The organism is Paraflavitalea devenefica (genome assembly GCF_011759375.1).
Classification (GTDB): Bacteria; Bacteroidota; Bacteroidia; order Chitinophagales; family Chitinophagaceae; genus Paraflavitalea; species Paraflavitalea devenefica.
On the sequence record NZ_JAARML010000002.1, the window covers coordinates 1,757,590 to 1,781,958 of the forward strand.

At 48.1% G+C, this 24,369-nt stretch carries 14 protein-coding genes; 6 read left to right on the forward strand and 8 right to left on the reverse strand.

Annotated elements, in window-relative coordinates:
• The first annotated feature begins 49 nt into the window (after positions 1-49).
• The gene (locus HB364_RS16455; protein WP_208419976.1) at positions 50-1,225 is read left to right on the forward strand and encodes a threonine aldolase family protein; all 1,176 of its coding nucleotides are present in this window, start codon (positions 50-52) and stop codon (positions 1,223-1,225) included.
• 55 nt (positions 1,226-1,280) lie between these two features.
• Here HB364_RS16455 and HB364_RS16460 read toward each other — a convergent pair whose 3' ends face one another.
• The 6 genes from HB364_RS16460 to HB364_RS16485 form a co-directional block, all read right to left on the reverse strand.
• Positions 1,281-2,174: a BT_3987 domain-containing protein gene (locus HB364_RS16460; RefSeq protein WP_167289308.1), complete on the reverse strand. Its 894-nt coding sequence runs from the start codon at positions 2,172-2,174 to the stop codon at positions 1,281-1,283.
• Positions 2,175-2,199: 25 nt separating this feature from the next.
• On the reverse strand, positions 2,200-3,690 hold the full coding sequence (locus HB364_RS16465; protein ID WP_167289309.1) for a SusD/RagB family nutrient-binding outer membrane lipoprotein: 1,491 nt from the start codon (positions 3,688-3,690) through the stop codon (positions 2,200-2,202).
• A 20-nt stretch (positions 3,691-3,710) separates the two neighbouring features.
• Complete coding sequence (locus HB364_RS16470; protein WP_167289310.1) at positions 3,711-6,887, reverse strand: SusC/RagA family TonB-linked outer membrane protein; 3,177 nt, start codon at positions 6,885-6,887, stop codon at positions 3,711-3,713.
• A 522-nt stretch (positions 6,888-7,409) separates the two neighbouring features.
• Complete coding sequence (locus HB364_RS16475; RefSeq protein WP_167289311.1) at positions 7,410-8,231, reverse strand: SMP-30/gluconolactonase/LRE family protein; 822 nt, start codon at positions 8,229-8,231, stop codon at positions 7,410-7,412.
• Positions 8,232-8,265: 34 nt separating this feature from the next.
• The gene (locus tag HB364_RS16480) at positions 8,266-10,419 is read right to left on the reverse strand and encodes an alpha-galactosidase (RefSeq protein ID WP_167289312.1); all 2,154 of its coding nucleotides are present in this window, start codon (positions 10,417-10,419) and stop codon (positions 8,266-8,268) included.
• Between the two features lie 222 nt (positions 10,420-10,641).
• Positions 10,642-11,508: an AraC family transcriptional regulator gene (locus HB364_RS16485; RefSeq protein WP_167289313.1), complete on the reverse strand. Its 867-nt coding sequence runs from the start codon at positions 11,506-11,508 to the stop codon at positions 10,642-10,644.
• 591 nt (positions 11,509-12,099) lie between these two features.
• Here HB364_RS16485 and HB364_RS16490 point away from each other — a divergent pair.
• A complete protein-coding gene (locus HB364_RS16490) occupies positions 12,100-13,758 on the forward strand; it encodes a UxaA family hydrolase (protein WP_167289314.1) in 1,659 nt (552 codons plus the stop codon).
• Between the two features lie 127 nt (positions 13,759-13,885).
• Entirely contained in the window at positions 13,886-15,076 is a 1,191-nt protein-coding gene (gene uxuA / locus HB364_RS16495) for a mannonate dehydratase (protein WP_246228507.1), read from the forward strand.
• Positions 15,077-15,246: 170 nt separating this feature from the next.
• Here uxuA and nagB read toward each other — a convergent pair whose 3' ends face one another.
• Together nagB and HB364_RS16505 are read right to left on the reverse strand one after the other, a co-directional pair.
• Entirely contained in the window at positions 15,247-17,154 is a 1,908-nt protein-coding gene (nagB, locus tag HB364_RS16500) for a glucosamine-6-phosphate deaminase (RefSeq protein WP_167289315.1), read from the reverse strand.
• Between the two features lie 182 nt (positions 17,155-17,336).
• Entirely contained in the window at positions 17,337-17,915 is a 579-nt protein-coding gene (locus HB364_RS16505; protein WP_167289316.1) for an RNA polymerase sigma factor, read from the reverse strand.
• A gap of 130 nt (positions 17,916-18,045) precedes the next feature.
• On the opposite strand from HB364_RS16505, the gene HB364_RS16510 reads away from it, so the two are divergent.
• The 3 genes from HB364_RS16510 to HB364_RS16520 all read left to right on the forward strand — a co-directional run bounded on the left by HB364_RS16510 (position 18,046) and on the right by HB364_RS16520 (position 24,314).
• The gene (locus tag HB364_RS16510; protein WP_167289317.1) at positions 18,046-19,035 is read left to right on the forward strand and encodes a FecR family protein; all 990 of its coding nucleotides are present in this window, start codon (positions 18,046-18,048) and stop codon (positions 19,033-19,035) included.
• Positions 19,036-19,206: 171 nt separating this feature from the next.
• The gene (locus HB364_RS16515; protein ID WP_167289318.1) at positions 19,207-22,689 is read left to right on the forward strand and encodes a SusC/RagA family TonB-linked outer membrane protein; all 3,483 of its coding nucleotides are present in this window, start codon (positions 19,207-19,209) and stop codon (positions 22,687-22,689) included.
• 20 nt (positions 22,690-22,709) lie between these two features.
• A complete protein-coding gene (locus HB364_RS16520; RefSeq protein WP_167289319.1) occupies positions 22,710-24,314 on the forward strand; it encodes a RagB/SusD family nutrient uptake outer membrane protein in 1,605 nt (534 codons plus the stop codon).
• The last annotated feature ends 55 nt before the right edge of the window (positions 24,315-24,369 follow it).

A 24,369-nucleotide genomic window follows, 5' to 3' on the forward strand; every position in this document is an offset into this window, starting at 1 on the left:
TCCGTTAGCTTTAAACAGTTTATTTTGTATAAAACTGAAACTGTAAGCTATGCACAGAAGGAATTTTCTGAAAACATCCGGTATTGCGGCCTTACCCACTTTAGCTACCACCTTTCCTTTCGGCGGGGCAGCCGCTGTGAACGGTCGCACAGATAAGCAGACGCCTGTTTATTTTTATTTTGATGGTATTAAGTATGACACTGCCGGGTATTTGAACAAGTTGCAACAGCTTAACAACGCTGCTGCCATAGAACCTGACTTCTATGGGGAAGGCGGGGTAGTGGAGGCCCTGGAAAAGCAATTTATAACAGCTACGGGCAAGCAGGCAGCTATTTATATGCCTTCGGGTACAATGGCCAACCAACTGGCCATTGCTGTATTGAGTGGCGAAAATACCAAGGTGTTTGTACAGGAAACGAGCCATGTATACCGGGATGAGGCAGATGCGGCGCAATCGATACATAACAAAAGGCTGATCCCTTTGGCGCCCAATGAAGCGGTTTTTACACTGGAGACGTTACAGGCGGCTATTAAGTACCATGATGAGGGAGAGGTGTTTAAAAGTGGTATCGGCGCGGTGTCTATTGAGAACCCGGTGCGCCGTGGGGATGGCGCCTGTATGCCTATAGAAGAGATCCGTAAGATATCGGCTTACTGCCGGGAGAAGGGGTATAAGCTGCACCTGGATGGCGCCCGCCTGCATATGGCGGCGGCCTTTACAGGGACTTCCGTTGCAGAATATGCCAAACATTTCGATACGGTATATATATCCCTCTACAAGTATTTAGGCGCCCTGGGTGGCGCTATGCTGTGCGGCGATAAGGTAGTAATAGATAAAATGCGGCACCTGATCAAGGTGCATGGCGGCGCGGTGTACCAGAATTGGATCAATGCAGCGATGGCCTTGCATCACCTCAATGGTCTTGATGAGCGGCTGAAGACGATGGCTAAAAAATCGGCAGACCTCTTTGCTGCCTTGAACCAGTTGCCCGGCTGTACCGTTACACCGGTAAAGAACGGCAGTAATATTTTTTATTTACAGACTGCCAAAGGCATTGATGCCAATAAACTGTGGGAAACGCTGGACAAAAAGCATAATATCCATGTGTGGCGCCGGCCGGGCAGCGATACTGTCAAGTTATTCGTGAATGAAACATTGCTGGCGCGCGATAATAGCAGCCTGGTCGCTGCTTTTAAAGAGGCGCTGGCTACAGCCAAAGTATAATTATTTAAGCTGAAACAGGAAGGCCGGTCCTCTATAGCGGGACCGGCCTTTGGTTTTATAGTTTTACTACTTTTTCCGTAATGATCCGTGTTGGTCCCGGTTGGGGATAGCCATATTTTAACCAGAAGGTTTTTGTGGCGGGGTCATACGTGTTATTGTAAGTAGCGTCTCCACCCATGGCAGCTACTGTAGCTGTAGTACCTGAAGTGCCTGATCCGGGTACAATGCTTACTGTATTATCGGCATTGATGGTAAGGACTATATTGACACCGGATAAGTCTCCTAATGTTTTCGATACACTGGTGGGCCCAGCGGTGCTTAGATAATCTTCATGGTCAATATCCCGGGGAACTGTGGGGTGTTGAAAATAGCCGGTAGCATAGTAATTGCCTTCAAATTCGTTTTTCACACCAATAGCTACGATGCCTGATTTCAGGTTGCCGCTGATGGTGTAACCTGATTTGTCCACCGCGCTGATCTCATAGCCCAGCGCCCAGGTGTCGCCCAGGAATGCGGAGGGTTTGATTTTCACCTGCAGGTAGGCCGTGTTGGAGCCTCTTGGTATGGTTACCATGCCGCTGGCATTGACTACTGTGAACATGGCAGCAGTGGGAACCTTGTAATCGGTGCCATTGGCTGTATTGTAATCGGTGACCAGGGAGTTCTTCTGTGTCAGGGTCACCTGGAGGTCTTCCGTAGCCGGGCCGGCCGTAGACAAGTTGACCGGGATGAGGTTGAAGGTAGTATCAAGGTTGCTGTTATCGAAAGATAAGACAAGGAACTGGTTGGCTGAACTGGTCGATAACGCTACTTCCACCATTTTGGGCTGGCTGCTATTGCGAACAGACTGTATCCGGCCATCATCAAATTCCTCGTCCTTCAGGCAACTCACCATGCCCAGTGAGAGGAGTAGCGCCAGCAGGTATGTTAATTTTATTGATCGTTTCATAATAGTTTTTTTTGGGTAAGTGTGATTATGGTTGCCAGAATAGTTTGGAGGTAAACTGGTTCTGTGCTCCCTGGGCGTTTACGTTCGTGCTGTTGGTCGTGTATTCGGTTTGCGGATACAGCAACCGTACCGGAAGGGCGTTGGACAGTCTGCCGGGATTCACAGAGATATATCCTGTATTGGGGATCATGTTCAGTCTGCGCAGATCGCTCCAGGCTTCCAGGGGATCAATACCAGCCAGTGCAATGTATTTCTGGTAGGTTATGAATTTTGCCCTGGTGGCGGCTGTGCCTCCTGCATTGTTCCAGTCGGCAATGGTGGCATTGTCCATATAGGTATTGGCTGCACTAACGGCGTTGGGAACACCCAGCCAGGTAAAAGATTCCCTCACAGCAGCTTCATACGCAGCTTTTGCATCGCCGGGCATCCAGCCGCGGGCGATCGCTTCCGCTTCCAGGAACATACTTACAAAGGATGGGAGTATCCATTGGTCCTGCGCAGAGCTTCCTGCCAGCCCGGGACCCATAGCCGAGCTATTGGCGCCAAAGGGGTTCCCGGTTACCAGGCCGTATACAGCACCCGTAATGGGTCCGCCTGCTGCGGGTGGTTTGAAGTACCGGGAGAGCCGTGGGTCGGTGGTGGCCGTAAGCAGGCTTACGAAATAATCGTTGGCGCGGGTGCTGGTGCTGGCATCTGCTCCGGTAGGAGTAAGACCGTAGTTGGCATAGAAGGGCGATTGTTTGTTGGTCGAATTTACATAGCCCGGGTTCACATCAATGGATTCTCCGGCATGGAGCACACCACCTGCATTGATAATTTTCGTGATCTCTGTGGCAGGATTAAAGCCCGACATCTGTGACTGCCTGATCTGCATCCGCAGCTTTAATGTATTGGCAAATTTGATCCATAGTTCTGTGTCGCCCCCATTGACGATGTCTACAGCCGTGAAGGAAGACGTAGGCGTTTCATTGAGGTAAATGATAGCCGAATCCAGGCTTTGTTGCAATGCGGCATAGACATCAGCGGCATTGTCATAAGCTGGTTGTGTATACTGGTCGTTCAGGAATGCCTGGGAGTAAGGTATATTGCCAAAAATATCTACTAGGTCCTGGAATAACCTGGCTGATAGTATCATGGCGGCGCCTGCCAGTACAGGATCCCCTTTTGCCTGCGCTTTTACTTTTACGCGGTTCAGGTCAAAGAGCACGTTGTAGTGATTTTGCCACAGCGGGTCGCCGAAAGTAAAATCAACATTGTAGGTAGTTTCATCCTGCTGGATGGCAAAGTCGCCGGGCGCTGCCCAGTAACCCAACCAGTTTTCAAGAAACCGGAAATTGCCGCTGGCCTGCCTGGCCCCGGTGGCATGCGCCGCCTGCGGGAAGATCAGTTCCGGTGTAATGTTATCGTCCGTTACGCGGTTGGGGTCTTTGTTTACATCCAGGTAACTCTTTTTACACCCCGCGAAAGCGATAGCCGATAGCAGGAGAATGAGTAATTTATTATGTAAGAGTTTCATTGTAATCAGTTTTAGATGGATTAGAATTGTACTGATACAGATCCGCCAAATAGCCTGGAAGCCGGTGATTGGAATGAGCTGCTCAGGCCAAATGTGTTGCCGGTGGATGTATAGTTGAATTCCGGATCGCCCCATTGATTGGATTCGGGTGCAAACAGCAGCAGGTTCCTGCCCACTGCACTTACCGTTAGTTTCTTGATCGCTTTTACATTGGCGAACCACCGTTGGGGAAGCGTATAGGAAATGTTCACTTCCCGTAAGCGCCAGGCGGCTGCACTGGCAAAATAATTGGTGCCAATGCCATTGTTAAGGGCTGCTCCTGTCCAGAAAGCGTAGTTGCCATCCTGTGTCTGTATATCAGTATTGGGCACATATTTGGAACCATCCCAGTAAACGGAGTTGGGGAATACAAAGCGTTGACGGCCGTATTCTGCACTGCGTTTGGAAATGCCGGCAAAGTCGGCATCACTGCCCATACCTGCATAGAAGTAGTGGCCACCTTTATAGTCCCAGGTCATACTTACAGAAAAATTACCAATGGAGTAAGAGGGTGAGATACCTATTACCCAAAGTGGTAAGGAGCGACCTTTAACCACCAGTTCGGATGCCTGTGAAGGATAGCCGGTAACCGGATCTACGATCACCCTTCCGAGTGAATCCCGGAAGTAATCAGTAAGCTGGAAAGCAAAAGCTGGTTTGCCTACCACGGCTATATTATTGGCAGTAGGTGAGCTAACGGAGTTTTGAATGAACCCTGAATTGCCACCGATCACTACGGGGATGTTGTTGAGGGTACTGGTCACCTCGTTGTCATTGTAGGTAGCATTGATCTTGAGATCAATCCGCCCTTTACCGATATGGACTACCGGATTTAACCCCAGGTCCATTTCCACACCATAGTTTTTGAAACTGGCGGCATTGGCCAATCCTATTGTATAACCGGTGGTGGAGGATTGTGATACCTGTAATATCTGGTTATCCGATTGCTGGTGGAAGTAGGTGGCTTCTGCATTGATCCTGTTCTTTAAGAATCCCAGTTCTGCACCTATTTCAAAGGTTTTGATGAACTCTGGTTTCAGGCTGGGATTGGGAATGGTTTGATTGGCCGTGAAGCCTGCTGTACTGCCAAAAGGAAAGCCGGCAGGCTGTGAGTAGGTAGCTTGTAAGGAATAAACGCCCACATTCACGTTACCGGATTTGGAGTAGGCAGCCCTTACTTTGGCAAAGGAGATCAGCTCACTGTTCTTGATGCCGGGCACCGCATCGGAAAGTATGACGGCGGCATTGGCGCCGGGATAAAAGAATGACCTGTTTTCCGGCAGCAGGCGGCTATCCCAGTCATTACGGCCTGTAAATTCTATGAAGGCCCACTCTCTGAAGCTGAGTCCCACGCTTCCATAAGCGGAAAGCAGCCTGCTTTCGGTATTGACGTTGTTGGGAAAGAGCGGCACATTGGCATCGCCACTGCGCACGGCTACATTGAACAGGTAGGGGACTACGAGGTTATTACCGCCTACGGCTACATCTTTGGTGCGGTTCTGACGTACCATACCGCCTGCGAGGTATTTAACGTTGAAGTCTTTGTTGATATCGTGGTCACCGTTCACAAAGTAGTCCAGGTTGAGGGTCGTAGTGGTAGCCTGGTCGTCAAATACACTGCCGGGACGGTTGGTGTATTGGGTAGGATTGCGGTGATCATGTGCCCAGTCGGTTACTTCAATGGGAGCATTACTGTTCTTAAAGTTGGTAAAGGCAAGGTTGGTGCTGGCCCGCACGGTTCCTTTGAGCCAGGGCCAAAATTGGTAGCTGACATCAATATTACCAATGAGGTCATCTTCCCGGCCACGCTGGCGCAGGTTGCCAATGATCCAGTAAGGATTTATTGCAAATTCATTGTAATAGTTGGAGTACTGGGCAAACTTATTGTTCCGCCAGTCCTTGTAGGCGGTAAGCGGCACATTGCTGGGTGTTTGCAGCACCAGGAAAAAGATACTGCCATTATAGGCTGGCAGTAATCCTGCCATACCCGCTTCATTCACCACGTCATAATTTTGCAGTACATAGTTGAGGCCATAGTTTACTGTGAGTTTACCATATTTCTTGCCTCCATTAAAGCGTATACTGGTCCTTCTGTTCTCATCTTCCGGCATTACCCCTTTTATTTTAGCATCCTGTACGCTTATATAAAAGTCGTCTCCGGCCAGCGATATGGAGTTCTGGTAGGTAAGCCCTGTATTCCAGAATTTCTTTTTTTCCTTGAAATAGCTGTTGGAATAAGGACCTGTTTGTATGGAGCCATCTTCCAGTTCAATGCCTATATCCTGCAGGGAACCGTCAAAGCGGGGACCATATTGCTGGTTTTCGTAGGGTACATAACCATAGTTGCCATATTGGTCAACGATCTCACCAGCGCCTGCCCCAAATTCTTTCTGCAGCTTGGGGAAATAGGCTACCCGTGTTAGTTGGATAGATGAGTTAAGTGTGACACTTATTGTTTTGCTGGCTCCTTTTTTAGTAGTGACAAGTATAACGCCATTCACGGCATCGGGACCATAAATGGCGGCAGAGGCTGCACTTTTCAGAATGGTGAGGTCCTGTATATCATCCGGTGGGATCGATGACAGGTAACCTAAAGGAGTAGGAGCGCCATCAACCACCAACATGGGTTGATTATTACCTGTGAGGGAACGGATACCCCGGATGTTAACTTTGGCATTTTCAAATACGCCACTGTTGACCGTGGCAACGGATACACCAGACACTTTCCCGTTTAATGCCTGCTGTACATTGACAGCTTTACCCTGTACAATGGTGCGGCTGTTGAGGGAAGTGGCTGCATAGCCCAATTCTTTCGCCTGCCTTTTTATGCCTAAAGAAGTGGTAACGATTACAGCAGCCAGTTCTACATCGCTTTTGGTGAGGGCAATGGTGAGTGAAGTACCTTGCCCGGTGGTGGCGAATGTCCTGGTTATAAAGCCTGAAGCACTCACCTCCAATAGCGCATTCTCTGGTGCTGAAATCCGGAAGAAGCCATTGTCATCGGCAGCTACACCTATTTGTGTGCCGCTGATCTTTACGGTAGCAAAGGGAACAGGATCGCCTTTGTCATCAGTAACCCTGCCCGTAAGTACCTTGTTTTGTGCTAATGCCATGATAGACAATAGCACCACTACTGAGAGTAATGAAATTTTTCTCATGTCATTTCAATTTGATGGGTAGAATATGTTGTTGTAGAGAAGGCCGGATGCTTCGGGGCCGGATATCTTAGGAGAAGGTAGTGGGATGGATGAGTAGTGATTAGTAGTATCCGGGAATCTCTATTTCTCTTATGGACAGGCGGAATACCTTGGATGCTGCTAAAATTCTGCAACTATATTTGTTAATTAACATATGTTATTCGTATGTTAATCAATTGTTATTGGAGGTGGGAATGTAACCTGAATGAATTATATTATACAACTGTCCTGTGTTTGAACATCTATTCCAACCATTATTGCCGGCTATTTTTAATCTCCGGCCGAATGTTATTCAAATGTTATTGAAATGTTATTTGTCTTGGCGGTGGGGTTCAAATCAGATAAGTTGCGTATGACATTTTTTTGTAAGATATTCTCATGTGTCCTGTATAGTTCTATTAGGAGCAAAAGGTCTTCGGTTTTGACCGGAGGCCTTTTTGTGTTAACCTGCGGGAGTATAAAAGTAGCAGCGGTTACAGGAAATTATTTAAGCTGGTAAGCTGCAACGGTTTTGGCAAAGAAAGTAGGCACGTATATGATCTTCTTTTCAGGATCATAGCCTATATCGGCTGTATTTCTTTTTTCGAGGTGGGTATCGAGCAGGGTTTCTACTTTGCCATCGGCATGAACATAGAAGATGTAACCTGCCCAGGCCGTAACAATGTAATCGCCATTGCCTACGGGTTCAATACCATCCGCACCCGCTGGCAGATCGGCTATTTTAGAGATGTTCTTTTGTGCATCGGCCTTTACAAATGATTTACCGGAACCAATGATCAGCTCATTGCCTACTGCTTTGAGGCCATTTGCGCCAGTCATGCCTTCGAGGTAAAGCGTTAGCTGGTCATTCTCGAGCTTCCATATTTTGAATGTTTTGGAGTCGGACACGTACACCTCTCCTTTATCGGATACAGTAATATCATTTAATGATCTGGTGCTGTCATGGGTGATCCTTTTCTCTACTTTTCCTGCCTTGATGTCTATCACCACTACCGCATTGAAGTCGGCTACATACAGCCGGTTTTTGAAGATGCCCATTCCTTTGGGACAGTTCAATCCGGTGATCCAGCTAGAGTCATACTTTTTACCATCCGGACTTAGTTTGCCAATACCGCCAATGCCATCGGCTTCCCAGGGAGCGCCATTGATGAGGGCCACAAAGAGGATATTCTTTTGTTTATCGGCCAGTACCGATTCCGGTACGGCTATGATGGAGTCGGTTTCCCATAGTTTTTCGAGAGAATGGGTTTGCGCCTGTGTGCTGATGGCTGCAATGATCAGAAAGGATGCTAAGGTCTTTTTCATATTGGCTGGTTTTCTTGTTGGTGCCTGAAGATACTTATTCTTCTGTTAGCTCAAAGATATTGCTGCTGAGCGGGGCAATCCTGCCGGGCGCCAGATTGAGGCCAATATTCATCAGGTATTCTCCGGTGAGCACTTTGTTGTTATCGGGATTGATGGATTTGGTATCGGGGAAGAGGTTGATCTCCCGGAACCGGTATTTTTTCTGCGGATCAAGTCCCTGCAGTTGTACCCGGCCAAAGAGGTCCTTACGGCGGGTATGTAGCTGGTAATTGAACAGGATGGCCTTGCTTTTGTTTTCCGATACATACATGAGCACCGCCCTGCTTTCCTCATAGGGTGAGATGAGCCGGTAAAGGTTGCCAAACCAAACGGTTTCGCTGATGCGCTTATAGGTTTTGACCGCTTCCTGGCTGAATTGTAATTCCTGTGGCGTGAAGTTATTGACCCGGATATCATAGCCCATTTTCCCCATCATGGCCACATCTGTCCTGAATTTCAGGGACTGCAGTTTGCCCATACTGGTCACATGGGCCGAGATAGTATTGGATGGGAAGAAGTAGGAATAGCCCCATTGAATGAAGATCCGTTCCAGGCCATCGGTATTGTCACTGGGCCAGAATTCGGTGAAGTATTTCATAGCGCCATAGTCGGTACGACCACCACCACCCGCACACAGCATGATGGGCAGGTGCGGATATTTAGCCCTGATGCGCTCCATTACCTTGTATAATCCCTGCGTATAAGCGATGTAGAGGTGCGATTGCTTTTCTTTGAGGTAAGGGGAATAGGCATTGGTCATGCTGCGGTTACAGTCCCATTTGATGAAAGCGATGCCGGGATTTTTGGTCATCATATCATCCACTACTGCGAATACAAAATCCTGCACCTGCGGATTGACCAGGTCCAGCACCAGTTGATTGCGGCCATAGTTTTCCTCCCGGTTGGGTAGTTTCAATATCCACTCAGGATGCTTTTGATACAACTCACTTTTAGGATTGACCATTTCCGGTTCGAGCCAGATACCGAATTTAATGCTTTTCTTTTCGGCTTCCTTTACGAGGTAGCCGAGGCCAGAGGGGAGTTTCTTTTTGTCTTCCTGCCAGTCGCCCAGGCCTGCTTTATCATCATTCCTGGGGAAGGCATTGCCAAACCAGCCATCATCGAGCAGGAAGAGGTCAATGCCGAGCTTTTTACCCTCGTCAAAGAGCTCTGTGAGCCTGGTTTCATTGAAGCTGGTATGGGTGGCTTCCCAGTTATTGAGCAGGGTAAGACGCGGACCTTTGCCATCCAGCACGCCGAAATTACGGGCCCAGGTATGCAGGTTACGGCTGGCCTGTCCTTTGCCCTGGTCGGTCCAGGTAAAGATAAATGCCGGTGTGGTAAAGGTTTCGCCCGGCGCCAGGTAATATTCCGATGCATAGGCATTGATGCCCGAACGTACCCGCAGGCCATTGCGCTGGTCCACTTCAAAGGTGTATTGGAAGTTGCCTGTCCAGGCCAGGGTGCCGGCTATCAGTTCTCCTGCTGTTTCGGAAGATTTGCCATTTAAGGAAAGAAAGAAGGCTTGTGTCTGGTAAAAATTGGTGCGGGTGCCCAGTTTGCTTTCCAGGGTTTTGATGCCGTTGGTGAGCTTTTCTTCCACCATATTCACTTCCCGTGCCCAGTCGCCATGAAATTGGGTCAGCCAGTATTCTTCGCTGTTAAAATGCAGCAGGGCGGACGCATATTGGGTGAGCATGACCGGCTTCTTTTCCCGGTGTAGAATGTCGGCCCAGCTTTTGATCACACCACTGTTTTGATAAGCAGTATAGTGCAGGGTAACCTCCACGGGGTATACAGGGTCTTTTAATACAATGTCTGTTTGGGTGAGGTCATGCTCCCGGGTTGTTTTATGGGAAACGTATTTGAGTTCGAGTGAGGGATTACCATCATTGTGTACCAGGCGGATGGCCGGTTCAAACTGGTTGTCCATGCCGGCAGTCAGGTATACCTCACGTCCGCCGGTGAGTGCCGCATAGGCTGCCGGCGCTAATTTCCGGCCGAGGTAAGACTGTAATACGCGCTGGTTACCGCCTACGGTAAGTACCAGGGCCGATTGGCTGGTTTCTATAATGATTTGTTGAGCCTGGGCAAAGAGGTGGCACGACAGGCAGGAGAAGGCAAAGGCAACAGTTAACCTGGTGAGCATGGGATGGTGATTGATGTGCCTGCAAATAAATGCTATCTGTACACCTGTAATGATGTGTTGGTTAGCCAGTTATTCAATTATTTTGGCCTGCCTACGCAAAAGCTTCGGCAGGCGATGCCGGGAAGTTGATTAAAAAAACGCAGCGTCTCCTTTGGGAGACGCTGCTGAGAAATGGAAAATTGATGTTTTATTAAGGTGCAGGAATCGCGGATCTTTCAATCATTAAGCAATAAACTCCTTCTGGTAACTGAGGGGGCTTTTGCCGGTGATCATTTTAAAGTATTTGTGAAAGCTGGTAAAGTTGTTGAAACCGCTTTCGTAGCAAAGCTGTTTGATGCTGAGGTTGTTTTCGATGAGCAGCTTGCAGGCTTGTCCTACCCGTATTTCTATCAGGAACTGTGAATAGGTTTTGCGGGTCCTGGATTTGAAATAGCGGCAGAAAGAATTGGGGCTGATATTGGCCACTGCCGCAATTTCTTCCAGCTGGATCTTGCGCTTGTAGTTTTTCAATGAGTATTCGTAGATGGCGTTCACGCGTTCATTTTCCGCGTCTACCATATCATGTTTAAAGCCAATGGAGGAAAGGGTGGTGAGCTGTTTGCACTCTGCAATGGTCACCAGGGCTTCCATGAGCAGGATGATACGTTCCGAGCCATCGGTCTTCAGCAGCCTTTCCAGCAGGTCGGCTACCTGCTGCCGTGTTTTGCCGGTGATCTGCAGGCCACGGCGTGCTTTTTCCAGCACTGTTTTGATGTTGATGTTTTCGGGCAGGTGCAGGAACTGTTCCCCCCAGAAGTTCTCCCCAAAATGGGCTACCCGGATATCGGCCTGCACACGGGTATCTTCTTCAAAGTACAGGTCGTCAAAACGCCAGTAGTGGGGCAGGTGGGCGCCCACCAGCACAATGTCGCCTGATTTGAACCTTTTGATACTATCACCAATGAACTGGGTGCCTTCTCCCTTTTTGAAATGGATGAGCTCAATTTCGGGATGGTAATGCCAGCGGTTGTTGATGTAAGGAACCAGGTCCCGGCGTACACTGAATGAGTGACGGGGGCCGGTAGATACTTTGAGTAGTTGGGGACGCATGCAAGTGTTTGTTTTGTGTTCTCTGGATTTGATTTAGCAGGATGTTGGACGGGACGGGCCAGGCTGAAAAGGCGCCTGTTTGCGGATAATGGGTGACTATATCCGAAAACGGACCGAAACTATGGGCCAGGAGGTCCCTTCAATGGACTGATCAAAAAGGGAACATTAACTTGCTTGCCGGGGATAAAACTGCAGGTGGCATGGACGGCCGGTATAAGTAACCGTTGTTGCCGGAACATAAGTGTAGAAGCAACCTGACATTGGTAGTATGCCATGGCAAGCAATTTAGATGATCTGATATAGCAAATTCAGTAATCAGGTACAAATTGGTTTTTTTTTCTCATAGGCAATCATTTGTTGCCTACTTTTTTTATGCAAACGTTTTCGAAAATCAGGACAGTTCAGGATACCTGTTTTCGTAAGCCAACTGGGGGGCAAAATGCCTCTAAGCTCTTTAGGATCAGGCTGGCAATGGCTGTTTTGGGGTATCGGCATGCTAATTCAGCTTAGTATTATGACAACTGTATAAAATTTTGAAACTGTCTGCATTTCTTTATTTGTATTATGGAATTTTGATAATTAAATGATGATATGCAGCATACACACAAATACCTCCAGATACACCCTGGTGATAATGTTCTGGTGGCTTTACAGGATCTCCCGAAAGGAACTTTGATTGAACTGAATAACCACACTTTTCCGCTGACAGACCCCGTGGCAGGCAAGCACAAATTCACGTTGCAACCTTTAAATCCCGGTGACAGTATTTATATGTACGGTGTATTGGTGGGTAAAGCCGATGCTGCTATACCGCAGGGTGGCGCTATTACTACCCGGAATATTCACCATGCAGCAGAAGATTTCAGCCTGGGCGAACGCAGGTTGCAATGGGAACCACCGGATGTATCGAAGTGGAAGCAAAAAACTTTTATGGGCTACCATCGTGCCGACGGTTCAGTAGGTACGGCTAATTACTGGGTGGTGATACCACTGGTATTTTGCGAGAACCGCAATGTGGAAGTACTGAAGGAGGCGCTGGTGGATAAGCTGGGTTATAGCAAGGTAAAGGCTTTTCAGGCCGATGTGGCCAACCTGGTGCAATTGTACCAAAGCGGTTCAGCGGAAGCAGATATCCTGAACGCTCCGCTGGAAGAGGTATTTACAGAGCAACAGTCACAACGGGTATTCCCTCATGTAGATGGCATTAAGTTCCTGAACCATGATATGGGATGCGGGGGCACACGCCTTGACGCCAATGCCCTGTGCGGGTTGCTGGCAGGATATATTACGCATCCTAATGTGGCCGGCGCTACCGTGTTAAGCCTCGGTTGTCAACACGCACAGGCTTCTATACTGAAGCAGGAGATCATGAAACGTGATCCTGCTTTCAGCAAGCCACTGGTAGTGCTGGAGCAACAGAAGGAAGGAACAGAGCAACAGTTGCTGAAGAAGGCGATCAAGCAAACTTTTGCCGGGTTGATGAAGGCTAACAGCATTACCCGTAAACCGGCGCCGTTGTCCAGGCTTTGTATCGGTCTTGAGTGCGGAGGTTCGGATGGCTTTTCCGGTATTTCAGCCAATCCTGCTGTAGGCTATGTTTCCGACATGCTGGTGGCCCTGGGTGGATCTGTGATCCTTTCTGAGTTTCCTGAGTTATGCGGGGTAGAGCAGGAGTTGAGTGACCGGTGTGTAGATGAAGCGACAGCCTTGCGTTTTATGGACCTGATGCGTAATTATAATGCGCGGGCAGAGGCGGATGGCTCCGGTTTTTATGCGAATCCTTCTCCTGGTAATATCCGCGATGGGCTGATCACCGATGCCATTAAATCGGCCGGTGCTGCCAAAAAAGGCGGCACATCTCCGGTAGCAGATGTGTTGGATTATCCTGAGCGGGTGACGAAACCCGGTTTGAATTTACTCTGTACGCCCGGTAACGATGTGGAGAGTACGACGGCTGAAGTAGGCTCCGGCGCTAATATCGTACTTTTTACCACCGGTCTGGGTACACCTACCGGCAACCCGATAGCACCTGTAGTCAAGCTCTCGACCAATACGAAAACGTTTTCGAAGATGCCCGATATTATCGATATTAATTGCGGTACTGTTATCGAGGGCAAAGCGACCATTCCACAACTGGCAGAAGAGATTATGGAGTATGTGATTGAGGTGGCGAGCGGCAATATCCAGCCCAAAGCTGTGCAGTTGGGGCAGGATGATTTTATTCCCTGGCGAAGAGGGGTGAGTTTGTAGAGTCGGAAGTCTGAGGTCCGGAGCCTGAGGTCTGAAGCTGCGTAATATTCCGGCTTCAGACTTCAGACTTCGGGCTTCGTATTTTATCTTCGCAGCGCAATTATTCATTTATTAATTTTTCTATTCAATGAGCAATCAACAGCAAGCGCCCTTCATGGAACAGTCATTCCGCTGGTTTGGCCCTAATGATCCGGTTAGTTTATGGGATATCAGGCAGGCAGGAGCTACGGGTATCGTTACCGCTTTGCATCATATTCCCAATGGTGAAGTATGGCCGGTAGAAGAGATTATGCAACGCAAAGCAGTGATAGAAGCCGTAGGGTTGCGCTGGAATGTGGTGGAGAGCATACCTGTGCATGAACATATCAAAACCCAGCAAGGCGCCTATAAACTGTATATAGAGAATTATAAGACGAGCATCCGCAACCTGGCACAATGCGGTATCCATATTGTTACTTATAATTTTATGCCTGTACTTGACTGGACGAGGACAGACCTTGCCTATACCGTTGAGGATGGTTCCAAAGCCCTGCGCTTTGAAAGGGCGGCCCTGGTGGCCTTTGATGCACTGCTATTGCAGCGTAAAGGCGCCAAAACGGAATATAGTGAGCAGGAGTTGCAACAAGCAGCACAACGCCTGCAGGCAATGACCGATGCAGAGAAGACCCTGTTGCAACGCAATATTATTGCCGGATTGCCGGGCTCAGAAGAGAGCTTTACGCTGCAGCAGTTCCAGGCGGCCCTGGATACTTATGAAGGGATTGATGCCGGGAAGCTGCAGCAACACCTGATCTATTTCTTACAACAGATAACGCCGGTGGCAGAAGAAGCGGGCGTGGTACTGGCCATTCACCCGGATGATCCTCCTTATGCGATCTTTGGTTTGCCGCGCGTAGTAAGTACAGAAGCTGATGTGCGTGCTTTGTTTGAAGCGGTGCCTTCCAAAGCCAATGGCCTGTGCTTTTGTACCGGTTCTTTTGGCGTGCGTGCTGATAATGACCTGCCCGGCATGGTAAAGCGGCTGGGTGACCGTATTAATTTTATTCACCTGCGCAGTACACAGCGTGATGCGGCCGGTAATTTTTATGAAGCCAATCACCTCGAAGGAGATGTAGATATGTATAGTGTGGTAAAGGAAATCGTACAGGTGATGCGTAAACGCAATGTTTCCCTTCCCATGCGGCCCGATCATGGCCACCAGATGCTGGACGATCTGAAGAAGAAAACCAATCCCGGTTATTCGGCCATTGGAAGGCTGAGAGGACTGGCGGAGTTGAGAGGATTGGAACTGGGTATCGCAAGAAGTTTCGGGTTTTGAGTTTTGGGTTTCGGGTTCTGCGGGTGTAGCTGGCTAATAAAATGTTAGCTCGTTGTAAACTTAAATAGAAAGCCGGAGGGTTGAGCAGACGCTTAATCCTCCGGCTTTTATTATTTAATTATGGGGTTTAGTATTTCAGCAACCCGAAACGCTAAACCCGGAACACGTCATTAATAATGCCATCTTACAAAGGCTTCCATCGCTGCGTATTTGGTCAATCCCAATTGCGCATAGAGGTTAGCGGTGTTTGCATTGCGGTCTTCGGCGCGTTGCCAGAATTCACGGGCATCACTACCCTGGAAGGGTACCATGTCTTTTTGTGACTGGTGGATGAAGATGCCGTACCTTTTTTTCATTACCTGGTCGGGGCTCATGGGGATAGCCATTTCAATTTCACTGATATCCCATTCCTGCCAGGCGCCTTTGTACAACCACATCCAGCAGTCTTTTACCCACTCATCGCCATCGTTTTTGATGCGGCGCAATGCTTCAAATACGACATCCAGACATACTTTATGGGTGCCATGCGGATCGGCCAGGTCGCCGGCGCAGAATACCTGGTGTGGTTTTATTTTGCGCAGCAGATCAATGGTGAGCTGTACGTCTGCCTCGCCCATCGGGTTCTTTTCGATGGTGCCTGTTTCATAGAAAGGCAGGTTCTGGAAATGATAGTTGTTATCACTGATGCCTACATACCGGCAGGTGGCTTTGGCCTCACAGCGGCGGATAAGTCCTTTGATGGCGCGGATCTCTGCGGTATCTATCTGGTTTGATTTTTTCTTTTTGAGATAAGCCCTTGCCTGTTCCAGTATTTCTTTGCTTTTGCTGCTGTCAATGCCAAACATGTCTTCAAACCCTACTGCAAAGTCCATGAAGCGGGTAACAAATTCATCCGTAACCGCAATGTTGCCGGAGGTTTGATAGGCTACATGCACATCATGTCCCTGGTCGTGCAGGCGCTGAAAGGTGCCGCCCATGGAGATGATGTCATCATCGGGGTGGGGGGAGAAGATGATGCAGCGCTTGGGATAAGGCTCACTGCGCTCCGGATGATTGGGCAGGCTTGCATTGGGCTTGCCGCCGGGCCATCCGGTGATGGTATCACGCATCATATAGTATACCTGCAGGTTGATCTCGTAAGCATCGCCTTTTTCTACCAGCAGGTCGCTGATGCCATTATCACGGTAATCACTATTGGTTAAGCTAAGGATCGGTTTGTTTACTTTAAGCGCCATGTTGACTACAGCCTTGCGGATCATGGCCGGTGTCCATTCTGTTTCACCGGTAAGCCAGGGCGATTTGAAGCGGGTGAGTTCTGCTGCCGCCAGCTCATCCAGCACAAAGGTGCAGTCGTTGTGCTGTTGCAGCAGGGAGGCCGGTATCTGTTCGTCTACATGCCCTTCCACTGATTTCTGTACTACGGGTGCTTTGGCTGGTCCCCAGGCCATGAGAATGATGCGTTTTGCCTTCATGATGGTGCTGATGCCCATGGTGATGGCCAGGCGGGGTACCTGTGATATGTTGGCAAACTCGTAAGCATTGGCAATGCGTGTAGAGTTGTCCAGTGTTACCAGTCTTGTACGGGAATAGATGCTGGAGCCGGGTTCGTTGAAGCCGATATGCCCGTTGTTACCGATGCCCAGTACCTGCAGGTCAATACCACCTGCCTGCTCAATGAGTTGTTCGTATTGTACACAATGGGCCTTGATGTTTTCTTTGGTGATCTCTCCATTCGGGATATGGATGTTTTCAGGATCTATATCCACGTGATCAAAGAGGTTCACATGCATGAAGCGATTGTAACTTTGCAGGGCATCTCCTTCGATGGGGTAGTATTCATCGAGGTTGAAGGTGATCACATTTTTAAAGCTAAGCCCTTCTTCTTTGTGCAGGCGTACCAGTTCTGCATAGAGTGATTTGGGAGTGGAGCCGGTAGCGAGACCTAAAATACATTTTTCCCATTTGGCCTGTTTGCTACGGATCAGATCGGCAATTTCGAGGGCTACTGATTTGGAACCTTGTTTAAGATCGGAGTAGATATTGACGGGGATCTTCTCAAACGAATCAACCATGCTCATAAAAACTTTGTTTGGTGCTGAATTATTTGAGCGCACGAAGGTAAGCGCTATTTCCATACTATGCAATGAAAAAATGAATAACTCTTTGATGCAGGCTTTTGCAACCGGTTGCGCAGGGGGTGTTTTAAGTAGGACGGCAGTCCTTATAAACTGGCAACGAGGGAATACAGGGGCATGCCCATTTAGGCGAACAACAAAAGAGGGAGTTTCTGCAGTATCTTTTTCATGGTCTTGATAGCCTGGGACAAGAGGTTGCGGGCTACCTGGTAGTTGATGTTCATGATATCACTAACCTCTTCATAACTAAGGTTCTGGTAAAACTTGAGGTAGATGATCTCTTTCTGGCGGGCAGAAAGTTGTTCCAAGGCCCTGAGAACGCTGGAGGTCCTTTCGGCATGTTCCTGTTTATCAATGATAAAGGTTTCGTAGCTGATCTCAAAGATGATATCTTCGGGGAGGGTGGCCTGCAGGCGGGTATTGGACCTTTTATGGAGAGCTTTTAGTAATTTGTATTTGATGGCTTTGAGCAGGTAAGCTTTTACCGAAATGGAAGGCGGCGCATTTTTACTTTGCCATAGTTCTATGAAGAGTTCCTGGATACAATCTTCCAATATCTCTGTATCGGCGCATATTTTATTGCCATACCGGAAGAGATCGGCATAATGACGGCGGAACAGTAAGCCCAAAGCATCCCTGTTGCCCTGTATAAAGGCCAGCCAGCAGTCAATATCTTGTTTATGGTCAATCGGGTCGTGCAGCATGCTCGTTGATAGCTCGCGATCGTAAACTACCAGTAAATATGAAGAAAATCAACAGGTAGTAAAAATATTTTTAAAATTGGCATTACAAAGTATTCAAACCAGTCACTTATAACAGGAAATAAGCTGATCTATGGAAAATATGTTTTCAACAGTGGAGGATATTATAGCAGATGAGGGTTTTCAGGCCTGGTATGCAGCCGTGGATAAGGCTGCTGTACAGGCCTGGGAAAGCCGGATGGAAACCCATCCTGCTATGGCTGTATTGGTGGCGGAAGCCCGGGAGTACATGATTGCACTTACCGTGCAGGAGCGGGAAGTATCTGTGGGCCAGGTAACTGCTGCAGAGCAGCGGCTGATGGCTTCGCTGGCCATTAAGCCTGCAACACCGGTGATCTCCCTGCAACGCCGTAATAACCGCTGGTGGTGGGCTGCTGCCGCTGTACTGTTGATCGGGATCAGCACTTTTGTATTGTGGAACAGATCTTCCTCACTGGCCCTGATGCAAACTGCTTATGGAGAGATCCGGCAGCAGCAGTTGCCTGATGGTTCTACGGTAACCCTGAATGCCAATAGTGAGATCAGCTTTCATGAAGGTTGGAAGGAAGGTTCCAGCCGGGAAATATGGTTGAAGGGAGAAGCGTTTTTCCATGTGACTAAAACACCTTCCAAATCCCGCTTTATTGTCCATACTGAGCGGTTTGATGTAGTGGTAACAGGTACACAGTTCAATGTGATGAGCCGCGCCGGAAAGACCAATTTAATGCTTACTGAGGGTAGTGTGACGTTGAAAACCCGTGAAGGAAAAGAAATTTATATGAAGCCCGGCGATTTTGTAGAGGTTACAGATCTGCAGCCGGAAATAAAAACAGGCAAGGAAGAGAATGTTCTGGCCTGGAAGGATAAGAAACTATATTTTGAGAAAACACCCCTCTCTGTTGCCGTACAAAAGATAGAAGAACTGTATGGTGTAAAGATCAGGTTGGCCAATAAAACAGTAGCTGATAAGACGCTCACCGGCATTATGTCGAATGATAACCTGGATGATTTGTTACAGGCCGTGGAAGTTGCCACTGATTTCCATGTAGTACATAAACATGACGAGATACTAATTACAGAATAATTGTTGAATACGGGTCATTGTATAGTCTGAAAGCATTCGCTAAAGGAATGCTTTTTAGAAAAACAAATGAGATGTTTTCCTGCTGCTCCGGAAAGCAGGGTGACGTTTTATGCATGGTCCTATTGGCATCACAAAACAATCACAAACTGCTATTAACTAAAAGGTTGCATTATGAGAGTCGTTCACATAAAACCCAAACTGCTTGGCTGTTTACTGGGATTGCAGTTGTTCTCTTTTTCTCCGGCAGGTGCACAGGATGTATATGCCTATGCTACTGGTAAACAAAATGCTCCCCGCCAGCAGGCTGATCCCAACAGGAAGCCGGAAGATACCAGCAATAAACAAAGCCTCTTTAAGGTATTAAAGGAACTGAATAAGACGAAAGGTGTTTCTTTCCTGTTCTCCGATGAATCGCTGGGCGAAAGGCTGGTGAATCCTGTAAAGAAAGATCATGTTGATATCGAGAAGATCCTGAACCAGGTGCTGGAGAATACAGGACTGAAATATAAGAAGGTCAATGACAAGACTTTCGTGATCGTGGTAGCTAAGGAATCGGTAAAGGCCAATACAACTACTGTTACGTTTGGCGATGACAATGGACAGGTGGCCGCTAACCGCCCGGACGATCCGGTAACCGGCAAGATAACAGATGCTACCGGCGAAGGCGTGGCGGGCGTGAGTGTATCGGTGAAAGGAACACAGCGTGGTACTACTACCAATGCTGCCGGCGTGTTTTCTATTGAAGTAAATAGAGGAGAAACACTGATTTTCTCTGCCGTAGGATATACTACCCAGGAAGTGGTGGTGGGTGACCGCAATACGGTTAATGTATTGCTGGCAACTGCCTCCGGGCAAATGACTGAAGTAGTGGTGACGGCGCTGGGTATTAGCAGAAGATCAAAAAGTATTACTTATGCCACACAAAAGATAAGTGGTGAAGAACTGACTGCGGTGAAAGACCCCAACCTGGTGAATAGCCTGAATGGCAAGATCGCCGGCTTAACGGTTAACAGAAGCGCTTCCGGCGCCGGTGGTTCTGTAAGGGTGGTGATGCGTGGTAACAAGAGTACACAGAATAATTCGCCCCTGTATGTGATTGACGGTATTCCCATGTACAACAGTTCTGTGGCACAGCCAGAGAACCTGTTTGGCCAGTCATCCGGTGTTGCCAGTGCAGGCCGTGATGGTGGGGATGCGATCTCTAACCTGAACCCGGAAGATATTGAAAGCATGCAGGTGTTGAAGGGGGCGTCTGCCGCAGCTTTGTATGGCAGCCAGGCAGCCAACGGAGCTATACTGGTGACTACCAAAAAAGGAAAAGCAGGTGCTACACGTGTTACAGTGGCCAGCAGTCTTACGCTTGACCGTGTGATGCTGAAGCCCGAAGCACAGTTTGCTTATGGACAGGATGGCGCGAACAATGAGAATGGCTGGGGCACCAAAAACGGGAAAGGCGATTATACGGATGACTTCTATCAGACAGGCGTTACCTGGATCAACAGCATCAGCCTGATGGCTGGCGGTGACAAGGCGCAAAGTTATTTCTCCTATGCCAATACAGATAATAAAGGGGTTATTCCTACTGCCAAATTCAACCGTCATACGTTTACTTTCCGTGAGAACGCTAAGTTCTTTAATGATAAGCTGACGGTGGATGGACTGGTAACACTGACCAGGCAAAAAGCTACCAATCGTCCTTCATCCGGATTGTACAACAATCCGCAGATGGGCCTTTATTTCTTTCCGCGTAATCTTGATTTTGGTGTATATAAAAATGCCTATGAAGTTAATTCTCCGCAACGTGCATTGAATGTACAGAACTGGTGGAATATTGACTATGATAATGGCAATTTTGGCAATGAATATTCCCAGAACCCCTATTGGATACTGCATCGCAACCAACGTAGTGACAGCCGTGACCGTGCTTTCAGTTCATTGACGTTGCGGTATGAGTTATTGCCCTGGTTGTCGGTACAGGCGCGTGGCAGTTACGATTTTTCGGTGGATGATTATGATTCCAAAATGTATGCAGGCACGCATCCTGTAATAGCAGATTATAATGGACGCTATACCTGGGAACGTAGTAAGAACAGTGTAGCTTATGGCGATGTACTGTTTTTCCTGAATAAGAATATCAGTCCTGATCTTTCCCTGAATGCTACCCTGGGCGCTTCTGTCAATGATGCCCGGGTGAATGACCGTACTTTTATTGATTCGTATGGCGCTGTAAATGCAGATGGCGTGAAGCAGGGACTGGGTATTGCCAATGTATTCAGTGTGCAGAATATCCTGGCCCGCAATGCCGCCAAACAACAATCGGTGATCCGCTACCAGACACAATCAGTATTGGGCAGTGCTTCCCTTGGTTATAAAGAGATGGTGTACCTGGACCTGACAGCCAGAAATGACTGGTCATCTACTTTGTCGTATACACCCAATCAAAGTTTCCTGTATTATTCTGCAGGCGCTACCGGCGTGCTGAGCGAGATGGTAAAGCTGCCGGAGGCTGTAGACCTTGCCAAACTGCGTGTATCCTTCGCCAGGGTGGGCAATAGTGTAAAGGCGTTTGTCACCAATCCTCCGTTGTATACGGTAAATCCTTCCACAGGTGGGCTGGTGAAGAATATAAAGGCCTCTTATCCCAACAGGCCGCTGAAGCCGGAAGATAACCGTTCTTTTGAAATTGGTACAGAGTGGCGCCTGCTGAATAACCGTGTGGGTGTAGATGTTACCTGGTATAAGAACGATAATTACAATCAATATTTTGAGACGCCTGCGCCCAGCAGCAGTGGCTTCAATACTTATTACCTGAACCTGGGCCAGATACGCAATACAGGTGTGGAAGTGATGTTGAGCCTGGTACCGGTAAAGACCAAGGACCTGGAATGGAATACCGCCCTGAATTTTGCAGCCAATGATAATAAGGTGGTAAACCTGAGCGAAGATGGTGTGACCGATGCCAACGCGCAGTTCTTCTTAACCGGCTTTGATAATACCTACGGTTCTATTGTACGCGAAGGCGGCAGTTTTGGGGATATCCTCTCTTTCGTAGCCGACCGCGATGATAAGGGCAATATGGTCCTGAATGACAATGGTACGCCCAAGCGGGCCGCCGACAGGAAAGTGATCGGCAATCCTAACCCTGATTTTACGGCAGGCTGGAGCAACAGTGTCCGTTACAAAGGTTTTGACCTGAGCTTCCTGTTTGATGGTCGTTTTGGTGGTGAGGTGATGAGTATTACTCAAGCTGAGCTGGATGTACGTGGTTTCAGTGAAGCCAGCGCCGCTGCCAGGGAAAATGGTGGTGTACAGGTTGCAGGCACTAAAAATGGTACTCCCTTTACCGGTAAAGTAGATGCCAAAGATTATTATACAGCAATCGGTGGCCGTGCCGGTATTGGTGAATTCTATCTGTATGACGCTACAGCGGTCCGCTTACGTGAATTATCACTGGGCTACACCGTTCCATTGAAATGGAAAGGCGTACGCAGCCTGAATGTATCCCTGATCGGCCGTAACCTCTTTTTCATTAAGCGCGAGGCGCCATTTGATCCTGAAATATCTATGAGCACGGATAACGGATTGCAGGGCGTGGATGTATTTGGCCTGCCAGCTACCCGCAGCCTCGGTATTAATGTAAAAGTTGCCTTCTAATCTTTAAACGCATGTATTGTATGAAACGTAAATATATTTTCAGCCGGTTTTTTTGTGCAGCGTTATTCTTCTGCGTTATGGCAGGAGGATGTACCAAAAGGTTTGAGTCGATCAATACCGACCCTTATGGTCTGGACGAAAATAGCCTGAAGGGAGATTTTGCCCTTTATGGGGCGCCTTTTAACCAGATGCAGTTGGGTGTGCATTTGTTTGCTCCCGAATGGCAATACCAGTTGCAGCAAAACCTGAATGCCGACATTTATTCGGGCTACCTGATGACGCCTACGCCTTTTGCGAATAATGTGAATAACAGTAACTATTTCATGGTGGATGGCTGGAATAATTTCATCTGGACCATCGCGTATGACAATGTGATGTCTCCTGCCCAGGCGGTGATTGACAGAGCAAAAAAAGAGAAGTATGCCAATTTTGAGGCATGGGCGATGGTACTGAAAGTGCTGGCCATGCATCGTGTAAGTGATATTTTTGGTCCGGTAGTGTATACCAATTTCGGAAAGATCAATGCCGATGGCAGTGTAACGTATGATTCCCAGCAGGAAGCTTATACAGCCTTTTTTAAAGACCTGGATGATGCACAGGCCAAACTGAAGGCTTATGCTGATGACGCAGATGCTGCCCAGATATTTAAGAATTTTGATCTTTCTTATGGCGGCAGTTATACGAAATGGATGAAGCTGATCAATTCCCTGCGTTTGCGGCTGGCGATCAGGATTGTGAAAGCAGATGCGGCAAAAGCCAAAACAGAAGCTGAAAAAGCATTATCCAATAGTTACGGTGTTATTGAGAGTTCAGAGAATGATTTTATCATTAACAGCAAAACACTCAATAATCCACTGAGTGTGATCTCTGACAGTTGGGGCGATATCCGTATGGGTGCGCCTATTGAGTCTTATCTTACCGGGTACAGTGATCCGCGTTTGTCCAAATATTTTGTGGCAGCTACCGATCCTGCCGTTGCAGGACAATATAAGGGGATCCGCAATGGTATTGATCTGCCCAATAACCAGTTGTACCGTAAATTTTCCACCCTGGCTCCTTTGGGAACAAAGATGCCGATGCTGACTTCAGGCGAGGTATGGTTCCTGAAAGCCGAAGCTAAGCTGAGGGGCTGGGCTGTACCGGGTGTAGCTACCGTGCAGGAGGCTTATGAAAAAGGCATTCAGCAATCGCTGGCGCAGTGGGGCGTGGAGTCTCAGTTTGATACTTATAAGAACAGTACCGCCCAGCCTGCCCAATATGTTGATCCTTTCAATGCTGCCAACAGTGTATTGACCGGTTCTCCTTATTTAAGCACCGTAAGTCCTAAATGGAATGATGCCGGCAGTACTGAGCAGAAACTGGAACAGATCATTACCCAAAAATGGATTGCTTTGTTCCCTGAATCACAGGAAGCCTGGTCTGAATTCCGCCGTACCGGTTACCCCAAACTGTTCCCGGTGGTGGTTAATAACAGTGGCGGGGTAATACCTGCGGGCCAGTTTATCAAGCGTATCAATTTTGCCATCAGTGAGAAAGAAACCAACCAGATAGGTTACCAGGGTGCTGTGCAAAAGCTGGGTGGCACTGATAATATCGGTACCCGGTTGTGGTGGGATAAGCCGTAACTGGTTGCTGGTTGCTGGTAGTTCAGTGACCCGCATTGAATAATGTAAGTATTTT